This is a genomic window from uncultured Bifidobacterium sp. (genome assembly GCF_959020155.1).
Lineage (GTDB): Bacteria > Actinomycetota > Actinomycetes > Actinomycetales > Bifidobacteriaceae > Bifidobacterium.
Window position 1 is genome coordinate 124,621 of the sequence record NZ_CAUERC010000002.1, and the last position, 14,784, is coordinate 139,404.

General features: G+C 46.6%; 11 protein-coding genes. 1 reads left to right on the forward strand and 10 read right to left on the reverse strand.

All coding sequences use genetic code 11. The annotated features are described in order from the left end of the window. Nucleotides 1-84 precede the first annotated feature (84 nt). The gene (locus Q5H31_RS01220; protein ID WP_033500321.1) at nucleotides 85-2,112 is read right to left on the reverse strand and encodes a glycosyltransferase; all 2,028 of its coding nucleotides are present in this window, start codon (nucleotides 2,110-2,112) and stop codon (nucleotides 85-87) included. A gap of 181 nt (nucleotides 2,113-2,293) precedes the next feature. On the opposite strand from Q5H31_RS01220, the gene Q5H31_RS01225 reads away from it, so the two are divergent. Then, on the forward strand, nucleotides 2,294-3,217 hold the full coding sequence (locus Q5H31_RS01225; RefSeq protein WP_033500322.1) for a hypothetical protein: 924 nt from the start codon (nucleotides 2,294-2,296) through the stop codon (nucleotides 3,215-3,217). A 66-nt stretch (nucleotides 3,218-3,283) separates the two neighbouring features. On the opposite strand, the gene Q5H31_RS01230 is transcribed toward Q5H31_RS01225, so the two are convergent. The 9 genes from Q5H31_RS01230 to Q5H31_RS01270 all read right to left on the reverse strand — a co-directional run bounded on the left by Q5H31_RS01230 (nucleotide 3,284) and on the right by Q5H31_RS01270 (nucleotide 14,758). Continuing rightward, complete coding sequence (locus tag Q5H31_RS01230) at nucleotides 3,284-4,582, reverse strand: DUF2142 domain-containing protein (RefSeq protein WP_235693680.1); 1,299 nt, start codon at nucleotides 4,580-4,582, stop codon at nucleotides 3,284-3,286. A 72-nt stretch (nucleotides 4,583-4,654) separates the two neighbouring features. Next, nucleotides 4,655-6,430, reverse strand: coding sequence for a hypothetical protein (locus Q5H31_RS01235; RefSeq protein WP_033500323.1), 1,776 nt, complete (start codon nucleotides 6,428-6,430; stop codon nucleotides 4,655-4,657). 63 nt (nucleotides 6,431-6,493) lie between these two features. Further along, complete coding sequence (locus Q5H31_RS01240) at nucleotides 6,494-7,750, reverse strand: ABC transporter ATP-binding protein (protein ID WP_033500324.1); 1,257 nt, start codon at nucleotides 7,748-7,750, stop codon at nucleotides 6,494-6,496. Further along, entirely contained in the window at nucleotides 7,750-8,586 is an 837-nt protein-coding gene (locus Q5H31_RS01245; RefSeq protein ID WP_033500325.1) for an ABC transporter permease, read from the reverse strand. The genes Q5H31_RS01240 and Q5H31_RS01245 overlap by 1 nt, the downstream gene beginning before the upstream one ends. Nucleotides 8,587-8,654: 68 nt before the next feature. After that, a complete protein-coding gene (locus Q5H31_RS01250; RefSeq protein WP_033500326.1) occupies nucleotides 8,655-9,722 on the reverse strand; it encodes an NAD(P)-dependent oxidoreductase in 1,068 nt (355 codons plus the stop codon). Nucleotides 9,723-9,738: 16 nt separating this feature from the next. After that, nucleotides 9,739-10,473, reverse strand: a complete 735-nt coding sequence (locus tag Q5H31_RS01255) for a 2-C-methyl-D-erythritol 4-phosphate cytidylyltransferase (RefSeq protein ID WP_033500327.1) — start codon at nucleotides 10,471-10,473, stop codon at nucleotides 9,739-9,741. A gap of 27 nt (nucleotides 10,474-10,500) precedes the next feature. Then, complete coding sequence (locus Q5H31_RS01260; protein ID WP_235693679.1) at nucleotides 10,501-11,640, reverse strand: phosphorylcholine transferase LicD; 1,140 nt, start codon at nucleotides 11,638-11,640, stop codon at nucleotides 10,501-10,503. Between the two features lie 102 nt (nucleotides 11,641-11,742). Continuing rightward, complete coding sequence (locus tag Q5H31_RS01265; RefSeq protein WP_033500328.1) at nucleotides 11,743-13,614, reverse strand: glycosyltransferase; 1,872 nt, start codon at nucleotides 13,612-13,614, stop codon at nucleotides 11,743-11,745. 70 nt (nucleotides 13,615-13,684) lie between these two features. Next, nucleotides 13,685-14,758 carry an acyltransferase family protein gene (locus tag Q5H31_RS01270; protein WP_033500329.1) on the reverse strand — a complete coding sequence of 358 codons (1,074 nt, stop codon included), beginning with the start codon at nucleotides 14,756-14,758 and terminating at the stop codon, nucleotides 13,685-13,687. Nucleotides 14,759-14,784 lie beyond the last annotated feature (26 nt).

The window sequence follows — 14,784 nt, forward strand, 5'->3', positions numbered from 1 at the left end:
CAGTAATCGCACAAAAGCTATGTGCAGTTCATGCTCATACTACCCTCATGGCGATATATGAGGGTGAATGTCAATAACTCTTGGCTATTTATCCCCAAAGATATGCGCCCACGTTTCCATGGAAGCAATGCCATAAGCCTGATATTGGGCGGCCAAACGCTTCCAATGCTTGGTGATACGCCGAGTAAGACGATACCCTTCGAGCATGCTCTTGCGGAAACGCTTATTGTCACGCTTCAACCATGCCACGCCATTGCCATCAGCCGTAGTGACTAAGGCCGAGTTGACATGATCAAAAGCAAGCCAGGTCCAGGCAGCATCCCGTGCCGGAATAGCAGCATCCGGACGGACAGCCTTCTCCGGATTGACGTTCTTGACAAAGCTCTTGGCAATCAAACCGACCGCAGCCTTATACCGGCTTTTCATGGTGGAAGGATGGTTCTTGGGCGGTTCGGTTTCACCAGCAGGCTCTGGGAACGCTTCAAAACTATCTTTAGCCTGAGCATCCGGATATTTCGCACGTAATTCTCGCACTTCGCCAAGCTTCGTCGGCAAACAGTCCACAAGATACTGCGGCCCACGAAGAATATCCCTCAACGCCATGTGGTGCAACGCCATGGCCGAATACACGAAACGCAATCCAAGGCTTGCATCGCCGTACAACGTTTCCACCAGCATGCGAGGAGGCCTGTCCGGGTATGTCAGAAGGGCCGCAAGCCAGCGGTTGCGCTCGGTGAAATACTCCTCCCAAGAACGGGCCGGATCCTTGTCGTGCCATGCTTGATGCCACACGGCCACACCTGGCAGACAGACCGTCGGAAAACCGGCTTTCTTGGCACGCAGACCGTATTCGATGTCGTCGAACTTGATGAACACCGGCATCGAGAGGCCGATTTTCTTGACCACGGCAATCGGAATCAAACACATCCACCAGCCGTTGAAATCCTCATCGATGCGTTGGTGACGATCCGGAGAGTCACGAAGCGGTTCCATAGAGAAGTCGTGATTGTACCCCATGCTCTTGGACGGATACATCCACATTCGCTGCGGATTAATCCTCTCGCCTTGCGTATAAAGCATGGTGCGATTATCAAGATGAAGCATGCCGCCGCCGACAAGAACCGGACGGATCGTATAGTCGGAGAACTGGATGGAACGAAGAATCGATTCAGGCTCACTGATGGCGTCATCATCCAGCAGCAACACGAAATCGCTGTTCCCAGCTTTCGCCGTTTCGTACATACCTCGAGAGAAGCCGCCGGAACCACCTAAATTGGCTTGCTGAATATACGTAAGCTGCTTTCCGAGGTCGGCGGATACTTCGGCAAAGCCTTCTTGATTTTTGACCAGATCGTTGCCTTGATCCGTGCAGTACACGGTATCCAGTCGCTTACGCAGTGCCGGCGCTCCTGCGATGGCGCGCAATTGGTTCATGCAGTACGAGGCACGATTGAATGTGGTAATGGCGATGGACATGGAAGTGCCATGCTTGGCTGTGCGCGCTTCACGCGGAACAGACCATGTCGCATTGGAAATAACGACTGGCCCACCTAGCGATTCCGCGTCGAACCAGAAGTAACCACCGTCCATGAGCCCGGTCATAGGCACATCCACGCATACGGAAGCCGAGGTATCCGCAGCATGGACAATCCGCTCCGCTACCGGATAAATCAGGCCTCGACCCGTCGACCGGAAGACGTTGATCTTGGCGTTTCCTTGAACGGACACTGCGAAGCGCACGGTCTTCACACCAGTCCAACGACGCCAATACGATGCAGGGAACGCGTTGAAGAACGTGCATCCGGACATGTGACCATGATCTCGTAGTGTTACGGAAGTACGTCCCGTAATTTCGAATGAATCGCAGGAAACCCCGTTAGAGGATCCCGCATTCCGTAACATGCGTTGCAATGTGGACTGGTTCATGGAGCTGAATTCCAGACGACGCATGTCGATACGCGAATCCAGAGTGGTTTCCGCCACATGCGGGCGAGTCCAGTCAATCGCATACAGAGGGAGGGTCTGTTCAGCATCTTTGATCGGATACACAACGCGCATCACCGTTTCCCACGAGTCCATTCGCTCAGTATCCATAGAGACCTCTTGTCCCATGCGTCTTCTCCTATCGCCATTTTCTCCGTTCATCCACTAATCGTAGTGGCTACATTGCACTTTAAACAATCGTCCACACCGTTACGCACGACATCGGTTCAGATGTACCATCACAATAACCCCTGCCGCAATTACTTTAGGTCTAAAATTTAAGTATCTTATCCATAACAACAAGAGGGAGATGATGGATATGATTTCTAAGAGCAAACTTATTCATGGAACCATTGCCGCAACCATGGCTCTTTCAATGACGATTTTGCCAATTGCTCCAGCTAGCGCGGAAGAAACCGTGTCGGCGCCAGAGTCTGACTACACCGGTTGGGTAACTCAAGACGGCGAATACTACTGGTTTGATTCCGGCATTATGGCGCGTTCAAAAGAGATCTATGATCCAGGCAGCGATGCTTGGTATTGGCTCGATGCCGATGGAACAATGGCACACGACAAAGACGTGTATCTCTCTTCCGGAAATAAATGGGTCAGGTATGACGGGGATGGCCATATGGTCAAAGGCGAAGATTACCGATACGGCGGTTGGTATTACTTCGACCAAACAACCGGCGCAATGTCCAAAGGCATGAAATATATCCATTCCAATGGAGGCAAATGGGTATATTATGACTGGACAACCGGCAAAATGGCCCATGGTGAGGCCTTCGTGAATTACGACAGCAGCCATACGGGCTGGTACTTGTTCGATCAATATACCGGTGCCATGTTCCATGGAGATACTTATATTCGTTCCAACGGTGGAAAATGGGTACGCTATGACCGGATAACCGGAAAGATGGTCAAGGGATTACACTACCAAGATGGTGCTTATTACTATTTCGACCAGACCACTGGCGCAATGGCACACGGGCGCGCATGGGTTCCCGAATGGAATTCATATGCAACTTTTGATTCCGTCACTGGCCGTTTTGTCAGTAAGGCTTCAAACAACAATGCCAATCCTGGCACTAACGGCAATACTGGAGGGAAAAACATCCGCGGACAATATTGCAAGAAATCCGAACACGGACAGCAAAAGAACGATGCTGACGGCACGCCAATAATCTGCGAATGCCGCAATGGCAATAAAGTGCCTCACTGGTACGCTAAATAATAATTTAAAACAGCCTTTTAAAGGGATATGATGCCAAGTTTAAATACAGTATCATATCCCTTATTTTTAATTCCATTGAACCAAATATGAAATTAAAATACCTATATATGAAAATAATATTAACAAAAATACAGACATTCTATATTTCTTTAAATTGACATTCTCAAAGCCAATTAAACCCGGAAACAACAAAGCAAATAACGGTAAAACCGGTATCAAATATCTACTCTGCATACCCGACACGCAACCATCCACCGTTCCGCTCCAGGTAACTGCCATAGCTACGCATGACAGGACAAAATACAGAACAGGAATCGCCAATACAATTGCAATCTGATATCCGCACATACGCTTATATGAAGTATGAACAATCAGCAACATCATAATGGCAATCAGTACCGGAGCCATAACAATTAAAGGCAATTGGACCGTTTCGGTTCCAGTAAAAAACTGAAGATTTCTTCTCGGATTTACTAATTGACCGTCAATTTTTTCATAATCAAAATCTAAAGGTTCAAACAGTACACGTCCAAGCAAAGAAAATATTTTCCAAGGAGAAAGCATCAACTGCATCTCAAAATCGTGAGTCTCCTGCAAGGAAACACGATTCGGTGCAACCGCTATATGCGAAGTCTTCATACGCCACAACCACATAGACGTAAAAGCACATAGCACGGGAAGCGATAGAGATACTTTCATCTTTTTATCGGTTGTTTTAGGTAAAAGGAAAAATACAAATAAAACAATAATCGAGCATGTAATCTTCACCTGCCCCAACATAATGCTCAGAACACAGAGCAAAACAATATGCCTGAAATGCAACGCACCATCTCGCTGATACAGACACAACACAACAGCTATGAACAATAAAGAAAAACTATTAGTTATAGCATCGGCAGTTGGGAATATCATCCCGAAAAAAGTAGTAGGAAGTACTGCTATCGCCAGAATGATATTAGCATAACATCCAGCAATACGTATTGCTACGGCAATAAGGCTGGCCGAGCATATCAATGTCGCTATGCTCGAAATGCGAAAATCGCCACGAAAAATTAGACTTGGAAAATAGACAAAAGGAGAATTGACAGCAGTATTATTAAAAGTAATTATTTTCCCATGTTCAGAATAAACAATCCATTCTGGATATTCTTTAGAAAAAGAAGGTATTATTTCACCTGACCGTAATTGCAGAATACGCGCCCAGTGCGCCGCCCTATCATTAAAACAATGATATTTTCCCCAAAAAATAATCACGCTTCCAATTACGATAGAACCAATCCAATATAGTAGAGAAATACAACTAGGAACAGATAGTCTTAGTTCTCTGCGATATTGTCGACGTTCACCGGAATAATGTTGAGGCAAATTAGGTCCCTTTATAAAATAAAAACTGGTTTTGGCACAATTTGCATTGCGCCAAAACCAGTCTATCTCAACTCATCCTCTTCCTGTAGTTGGATCAAACCAATGCCAAGATTTCCATTCAGGAACCCAGACACGGCCTTTCTGCATCGCCCCCGTAGTTGGATCAAAGTAATACCAGGAATTATCATGACGGTTTAGACCTTTGACCATTTTTCCTGTGGTGAAATCATACCTGACCCATTTTCCGCCGTTGGAACGAACATAAGTATCCCCGTGAAACATGGCGCCTGTATATCGATCAAACAAATACCAACCTGTATGCTGCGTATCATAGTTCACATATTGTTCGCCATGAGCCATCTTGCCGGTCGTCCAATCGTAGTACACCCATTTTCCGCCGTTCGAGGGCACGTATTGCATGCCTTTAGTCATGGCTCCTGTGGTGGGGTTGAAGTAATACCAGCCTCCGTAGCGGTAATCCTCACCCTTAATCATATGGCCATTGTTATCATACCTAACCCATTTGTTCCCCGACGGAATATAGACATCTTTATTCACCGCAAGGGATCCATCCTTATCGAACCAATACCAAGCATCACTTGCTGGGTCATACACCTCTTTAGAGACCGCCTTCACACCATTGTCATACCAGTAGCGCTTCCCGTTCTCCGTGACCCAACCATTTGTTCCAGGCCGATATGCTCCATAACCTGCACGAATCCTTGCATTCCAAACAATATTTTTTGCAACAGGATCCGTCACGGTTATCACAGTTCCGTGCCGATTAGGAATGCTACGTCCATCAACATTAGTTGTAGTGATTCGACGCGTACCATGCCAACCGCTATTCAGGTTTGATGACTGAGTAACGAAAGTACCCGCAGTGCCATCGGCTTTGCCATACGGATAATCTTTAAGTTTATCAGTATAGAAAAAGTATTGCCCGTTATAGTACGTTAATGATGGTCCTTCATACCCAGTGACCACATTGGAATTTACCAAATGCCATGCATTGACGTTCCCGGCTTGATTCAAATCATGAATAGAATAAATCTGATTGGTGACCCCATTTTTCTTAATGCTGAGATAATAGGTACCATCTTTTTCAAACAGAGAAGGATCAAGCCAATTACTAGTGCTTGTATCAGGCAATTTAATGGGATTTAAATTACCATAATTCAATTTAGGCTGGGCACCAGGATTAACTGACGGATCACCACCAGGTTGTAGGCCAGATACCTTAACGATATACGGATACATATAATCCTTCTGCGCATTTCCATGAAAAGCGCCATAGTATCCAAGCGTGGTCACAATCCACATATCGCCATGGCTATCCACAAATCCATCTGTTCCAGCGGAATCAAATTGTCCATCCGCAAGCCCATTAGTATAAGGCTTTACAGAGGGAGCAAGATTCGTCTGGCTACCGCTATTAGGATAGCTCCAATTCACCAAATCCTTGGAATACCCCATCATCGGGGTAAAACGCCATCCCAGATTCTGTTGCTTTTGCACATAGCCGCCAAGAATCCAAAACGTCCCATCTTTATACGTAATACTCGGATCATGAATGGCATTGACGTAGCTCGGTTTTCCAGAAACATGCGAGCTACCGTTACCATCAGTCTTATATGCGGTGCTGATTTGCTGGAAGTCGGAACCATTGTATGACATGTACACGGTATCAGAACGATCCGAGTCGCTGTTCCAAAATACCCCGACTTCCATATCTGGATAATTCGTTTCAGCACCAGTCGCCATCTGAGTTCCAAATGGAACCACCAGAGATATTGCTCCCAATAATGCAGTGAGATGCTTTATTTCTTTTCTCATCTTCTTGTCCATTCTTGAAGGAACGGTATTGCCTCCAAGAATAGACAAGTTCATTTCCGAATGCAACCAAAACTATTAGACACGTTTAATCGTAAGAGCACGGTCACTTAGCAATGCGTATTCACGGTTTCGGTCATCACGAATCACGAAACTGCATGCATTGTCATCAAGGGCGACGCCCACAGCATCGGTTGCTTTTGGATTAGTTGGACTAGGAGTGCGAAGTGATGTAATCAGACGGAACTCGCCATTATTAAACAGATTGAGAGGCATCTCAAAATGCACAACCTGATGGCCATGTTTATCCATCTTCAACACTTTTGAACCGGTATCATAAGTGATTCCACCACGGCGAATGTCATGCAACGCAATGGCGAGGTAAAAATCTCCCGGCTCATCATATTGGTATTCAACATCAAACCTGAACATATCCGCACTGGTGCAGACTTTGGGGGAAACGGCAATAGTTCTCAACAGCGGGCATCGCTCGTTAAGACCATTCGGGTAGCCTCCGCGTTCTTCTTGACGCTTACGTTCGGCTTTCTCTTCCGCTTCGAGATTGGCAAGCGTGTATTGCTGTGATACGGTCTCCGGATCGCCGATGGCTTCCACTTCGCCATCGGCAATCATCATTGCCCTAGAACAATACTTCTTGACGGAATTCATATCGTGAGTCACGAGAATAACCGTCTTAGTCGGATCCTTTTTGATTTCCGTAAAGAAGTCATCACATTTACGTTGGAATGCCTCATCGCCAACGGCAAGGACCTCATCGAGGACCAGAATATCCCCTTGTGCTTTAATCGCAACAGAAAAAGCAAGGCGGACCTGCATACCAGAAGAGTAATTCTTCAGCTTTTGATCCATGAACTCTTCAAGCTCAGCGAATTCGACGATATCGTCATACATCGCGTCGACTTCTTCATGTGTGAATCCCAGAAGAGAGCCATTTAGATACACGTTCTCTCGGCCGGTAAGTTCAGGATTGAATCCCACGCCCAGTTCGATGAATGGAACCAATTTGCCGGAAACAGTAATGGAACCGCTTTCCGGATAATAAATTTGCGAAATCAGTTTAAGCAGGGTTGATTTGCCACCACCATTTCGACCGACAATGCCGAAAAACTCACCTTGGTGAACTTCAAAGCTGATGTCCTTAAGAACCTGCTGCTTCTTATAGCCTTTGATTCCTCTAGTCCAATTGATGAACGCCTGTTTAAGACCAGTGGCCTGCTCCGTCGGCAATTTGAAGCATTTGGAGACATGGCTCGCAGACAATACAACTGGATTTTTGGAATAATCGATTTTTTTTACGCTTTTCTCTTCGGACATCACATAACCTCCGCGAATTTGCGACTATTACGGCGGAATAACACCACGCCCAGCCACAACAAAACAACGGTCAGAGCAATTGGCAGCAGACGGATTCCCCAATTGTTGAACTGATTCCAAACGGTCGGTTGAGTCTCTGGTGCAATGAAATTATGCCGAATGTCCTGAATCGCCTGAGCGAATGGATTGATAAGCTCCAAACGGGCGATATCAGCCAAAAGTCCACCGCGATTGGTCACATATGTTAATGGGTAGATAATTGGCATGCCATAGAAAATCAACTGCTGAAGAACATCCCAGATATGGGCGATATCACGGAAATACACGTACATAGTGGCCATGAGCAATGTGACGGCAAGCGTCATTGCGTAAAGCTCGATGATGCTTAGAGGAAGCAGCACCACTCGCCAAGTGAAATGGACTCTTGCGATAATGGCGAAAATCAAAACAACAACAAGATTGATCGCATAACTGATAAGTGCACCGACAGTAGCCGAAACCACAACGATATAGTTCGGGAAATGAATCTTGCGGAGCAAATCCCCTCGATCCACCACGGATCGAAGTCCGACATTCGTCGATTCGGTAACGAATTGCCAAGAGCTAATTCCTAGCAACAGCACGACCGGGTATGTGGAAGTACCATCCGACATGCGCAGGAATTTACCGAATACCACATACATTACGCAAAACATCATCAGGGGCTTAAGCACCGACCATGCGATGCCAAGGAAAGATCCTTGATAACGAAGTTTGAAATCCGTCTTTACCAAACCTTGCAGGACGGTCCATGCATACCCGTATCTGTCCCGTATCTTTTTCACCAACTGTTTCACAAGTTGTATCCTATCAGTGGATGTCCCTTAGTCATTGAGCGTTGCCGAATGCCCGAAATATTATTACATCAATCGTTGCGCATGATGCTTAATGTTCGTCCGATTCCTTCTTCAATCGAATATTTCATATTCCAGCCTAAAGTCTGCAATTTATGTCCATCCATCAAAGCAACCGTCGCAGTAGAGTACCCTTTTGTCTCCAAGGAATCGGGGAGTTCAAAATGGACATTCACACCACACTTTGAAGCTACCAAGGAAGCCAAATCCTTTAACCGGCAATCGGAAATAGGTGCTGCGATATTGTATGCGCTTCGGCTTTCACCCTCAAGTAGGCAATACAGCAGACCAGCAACTGTATCAGCGACATATGCGTAGGAAAACAGCTGCGTTCCTTCGCTTTTCAGAATAATGTCTTCCTTCATTAACCCTTTGTGGATGAATTGAGAAAGCGCCTTGCTGTCATCCTTATGCAGAGTCGGGCCATAAGTTCGAGCTATGCGGGGAATGACAAAATCAATTCCATGCTGTTCGGAATAAGCTTGGCAAAGAGCTTCGCCCAGACGCTTGGCCTCTGGGTAGCCAGCACGAAGCGTATTCGGATCGATATAGCCGCAATACTGTTCATCAAAGCGCTCCGCATCGCCGCGGTTCTTTCCATAAATTTCCACGGATGAGGCAAAAACGAATCTGCCATCACGATGATCGTTTCCGCCCACCAATGAGTACTCGAGAAGGTTCTGCAAACCAGTCACATTTGAGGTAATCGTTGACACTGGTTCGGAGGCATATGCTCTGGGATGTGTTGTGCTGGCAAGATGAATGACAACATCAGCCGGACGATTGGGACGAACACCTGGTATCGACACATCCAGCTGCTCAAAATGGAAATGAGCCTCATCAAAATATGGGAATCTACTCCGTGCGCGACTCTTATTGCGTCCAATCGCAATAATCTGGCAATTAAACTTCGGGTCTTCGTTCTTTTTCATCAAGACATCAATTAAAAAAGTCCCGATCATCCCTGTTGCGCCAGAAATCGCAATAGTTTTATCCGCCAGTTTGTCCCATTGCAAGGGAAGATTGGCACAATACTCAATATCCTGCTGATAAAGTGAAGAGTCAAATCGACTGGGCAAAAGTACCTCCCTCGCCTTATTTCAGCCAAGTATCTTCATCTGCGGTGATGTATGCCTTGAACAGTTCCAAGTCGCCTTTGGTAGTGAGCTTGATATTCTTATCCGACCCTTTGGCAAAATGCAAGGTCTCACCAAGATCCACCATCATGGTATTCGTATAGCTAGAACCGTGAATTCCAATATTCTCGCGGAACGCCTTACGATATGCATCCAGCAATTTCCCATAACGGTAAGCTTGCGGTGTTGAGACGCGGCGCAATTGTTCCCTAGGCACATATTGTTTCGTAGTCGAAGCGTCTTCTTGGCTAATCACGAAAATTTGCTCGTTATACGGCAAAGAAGTCACCGCATTGCCATATCGATTACAAACATCGATTACATCAGTCAGAACATCAGCATCAATCAAAGGCCGAATGCCATCATGAATGATGACATTGTCTTCCTCACTGATTTTGTCGGCAAGGAATTCCACACCGTTTCTGATGGATTCCTGAACGCTTGCGCCGCCCCGCACAATCCACTTAAGCTTGTCGATATTGAATTGCTTCGAGTATGCTTCCACCATGGTTTCCCAGCCTTCAATGCATACCACCTCAATCGCGTCAATATCAGGATGCCGCTGGAAGCTTTCCAATGTATAGATAAGCACTGGCTTATCGAATACATTAATAAATTGCTTCGGGATGTCCTGCCCCATCCTGGTTCCCGATCCGCCAGCTACTACGATTGCAACGTTCTTAACAGATTCCATCCCATCACTCCGTTGTTCTGCTAAATCTTATCGATTCACATATTCGCGAACAGTCTGTTCGTCAACTTGGGCAAGCGCTTTCTTATCGACATGTTCGAAATGTAAACCGATATCATTAGGCAACGCGAAGATGTTGCCATAAGCATGAGTCAGCAAATACATATAGTTGGCCGGCACAGGGTACTGCTCCCCTTCGAAAGTTTGAACATCCAGCGGACAGAACTCGTCAAGACTACTTATCCATTCAAAACCGCTTGGATGGTCCATATTGTCATACGCGCGGACAATGCCTGCCGCTGCTTCATGCGAACAGACCACGCCGTCCCTGCGCATTCTGTCAAGCTGCGTATCGAAAGCATCCGCAATATGCTTCCCAGCCACTGATTCCGTTGGAATATAAACGTTTCTGTCCCAAGCTTCACGGACAACCATATCCGCTTCGGCTGTTTCAATCGCGGCTTTCCGGTATTCCTGAACTTTTAAGAAAGTGTCGTGGTTCGGCGAAGATACCCAATCGAAGGGGAACAAATCAATGAACCCTGGAATTCTTGTGTCTCGAGGAGCGAATCGAATCTGCCTGCAATGGACGATACGATCCCAGATTACGGTGATCTTGTACTTTGAATTATTAGTAAGCACTTCCTGAAGACAAGTCAGATCATCACGCATGATGCCCAAATCAAGGTCATCATCCCAAGGAATGAACCCATGATGTCTCACCGCACCGAGCAGCGTACCTCCGACAAGCCAATACTGATTTATTCCATTTTGCCGGCAAATCTCCGCAAAATCGCATAGCATTCGGTTTAAAGCGGATTGCAGAAGCCTAAGATCCCCCTCTGCCTTGGGCAAATTGAGGAAAAACCTTTTTCGTGTTTCTAAATCGGTCTCCCCGGGATCACGATACTGCGCCCAAAAACGGATGTCTTCTTTGGATCTTTCTGCAATTTGAGCACGCTGAACCTCATGAACAACCCTGCAGGATTCCTCGCCGATTTCATGCATCCAGTCACGAATTTCAAATAAAACCGATTCTTGTGCCTTCAAACTATCACGCAACTGGGCATTCTCATGTTCCAAGGAATCGATTCGGCCCATCAACTTTTGCATAGACCGCTCCGACGGCCAGAACAGCCTTTCACGCAGTCGTCTTGCCAGAGATGCCATAATCCCGTTCCTCTTCTACGATGGAAACCAGTAACAAAGCAAAATAATACCGCATACGCCCCTTGTGAGCGCATGCGGCTTAGAATCCTAGATGGTTTTGATTTACTCCATCTTGAGGTAGTTCTTCCAATACTCCAAAGACGTCAACTCCGAACGCGCCTCAGCGTATTCCTTTCGAATGCGTTCGATGTTCGCCTTGTAGTATTTTAGATCCCGAGCATAGCGCTTCTTGATCTGCTGGTAACGCTTCACGTCCTTGACGCGAATCGTGCCCTTGCGGTTGTACCAATCCAAAACCACCAGCTTGTGCTTGCCACGAATCGCACCGGCAGGATACAGCCATCCCTGCAACGGAATCACCGCATATCCAGTACCGTCCTTCTTGATATAACGCTGATTGTTATCAGTAATCAGATCTTCCAGACGTTCAGGCAAGCTGCGTGGCTTGTCCCCTTCAATAAGCTGCCTGTCGATTTCTTTGATATCAAAGCCCGCAAGTTCAGGATCTTGATTAGCCTGAGCCTGAAGTGTAGCGAAATCAACGAGCTGCTCCTTGTTGCGGTTTGCAGCCATGAAGCTTTGTTCAGCCTGTCCCGGCTTCTTGATGAAGGATGGACCTTTCAGGAAATCTTCGAATGCGTCCAGGCACAGCTCCGCATTTGCATAACCGAATTTCTTCAGTTCGAGGCGAATATTATTATGCAGTTCACGCATAAAGTCAGCACCAGGAGCCATTCCACATGTTGCTTGAGCAATCATGGTGTTACGCGTGGTCTGGTACCGTTCCACAGCCGCGTTATAACGCTCGAAGAATGACATATGCCATACGCAGAGGCTATTCATGGTAATAAAGCCAGTCTTGCAACGAATGCCATATTCAGCATCGTCGCAACGGACAAACACCGGCAAAGGCAGTCCATTCTTTTCGATTACGGAAATCGGAATGCAGCAGTACCACCAAGCGGCGTACATGTTGTTTCGCTGCCACTTGGTAGGCGTGTACATCTCGTTATAGATGAGGTCTTCGAACAGCGTCAAACGCAGCGGCGGCTTGCAGCCAGCGAAGGTGCCTTGCTGGGTCATATTGCCGATATCTTCCCACTGGTCTTCGCCGATTTCATAATTGAGCATGGCGCCGCTAATCATGTCCTCACGATGCTCAGGCTTGAGGATGCGTAGCAGATTATAGGTACGCTTGATGCTCTCCGGAGAAACAGCAACGTCATCGTCCATAAGAAGGATATTCGTGGCCTTCGGATTCTGCTCCATAGCAGTGATCATGCCACGGGTGAAACCACCGGCACCACCGACATTATCGTTCGGAATAACCTGGATGCGATCTCCGCTCAGTTTTTCCGCATCCAAAGTCCGGCCATTATCCATCACATACATGTGGAAATGGTCTGCAATGGAATCGTTGGAACCGATAATCTGGTTCTTGACTAAATCAATGTTGCGTTCAATGAACGCTTCCTTCTTGAAAGTAGTGGTGGACAGAACCAACTCAACATCGTTCAGCTCGCCATCAACGTCAAGCTCGTAATAGCTGTTCCTAATGGAGACAGTTCCTTCGGTCTTTATGATGAAGCCGACGATTACCATGTCGTCAGTGACGGTCAAAGGCAAATCAACAGTCTGCCAATTGGTAGACGCTTCCAGCTTCTTAGAAGCTCCTTCAACCGAAATAGGATCATGCGCGAAGGCATCGCCCATAGTCTGCAGCACTTTGCAAGCGGCACCCTTAAGCTCAAGATGCAGAGTAAATCCCGTCGCACGGGTATAGCGCTTCAGTTTCATGACCGACAAAGAATTGAAATAAGTACTGAAATCGAACGTTCCAGCGTCATACATTTTCCATTCGTGGATCAACTTGTCGAAGACGACAGGCTGATTGGAACGGCAGTACAAAGCTGGGTATGCAACGGAGCGAGGATTCGTCTCCAACAAGATGTTCGCAAATTTCATCGAAGTCATGGTTTCTAGACTACATTCAGCCCTTGAAGAGAAACATAAAAAGCCTCATTCCTCCGGCGAAAACGCACGTTTAATTCACGGTACCAGATTGACTTAATTGATGTCGCTTTGCCAATTGTGGGTAGAACCACTCATTGATTACCGGGACATAGTAGAGCAAAACAGCACCGGCAAGATCGATTGGCAGCCGGATGATGAAGCTCAATAAGACCAATGGAATCTGCGGAAAGAAGGCCCGTAGCGTTCCAAAATACGTCTGCAAAGACGGCAACAGCATATCATCCTCAACGAGATGCACACACAAGATAGCCAAACTCGCTTGCCCGATTTTGCTGAACATTTTTCCTAACGCTGTGACCTGATCAAACAGTTGAGAGATTCCGATGGTGCATAGAGTGCCTGCAATGCTGCCAACCGCAGCCAGAATCGGACGCGAACCGTAATTATTCATAGCCATGCTCATACCACCGAAGAAAGCAATGTCAGCTATCCAAATCAATAAAGCAATAATCCAGATATAAGGTGCATGCTTCACGAAATCAAGCACATCATATTTTTTAGCAAGATAGCCAAGATAAAGAAACGCGACTGCGCACATTCCCGCTTGAATGCTCCATGGCAACCACACATAGCGAGACGAACTATAACCGACAAGGAAACAAGCAATCACCCAAATGAAGGTATAAGGAAGTTTCGCAAAAAAATGCAGTAAAAGACGCGCCCAGAATAATGCCAACAGGAACCAAATCGCACCAATTCGAAAATCCACTGGCCATAACGTCAAATCGGAAACGTCTCCACTTCCATATAATGCAGCCATGCTCCATTGACGCAAAGCGAGTACACGGCTCTCATGGTTTAACGTTGCCACACAAGTCACGCCAATAAGGACGCACAAAGCAGTCACAGCATATGTGCATAGCAGTTGCTTCGATTCCTTCGCCCATCGAAACTTACGTTCCGGATGCATAAAGTAACCGGACAGAATGAAGAAAAGTGGCATGTGAAAGGAAAAACAGATTGACACAATAATTTGCGCCGTTCTGTGGGGCATAAAAAGATTAGCCTCGATTGCGCTATGGCCAAGAATAACTGCCAATATCGCTATGCCCTTGGCAATGTCGAAGAATCTAATGCGCTTCATGAATTTATTCAGTCTCCCATTCCACA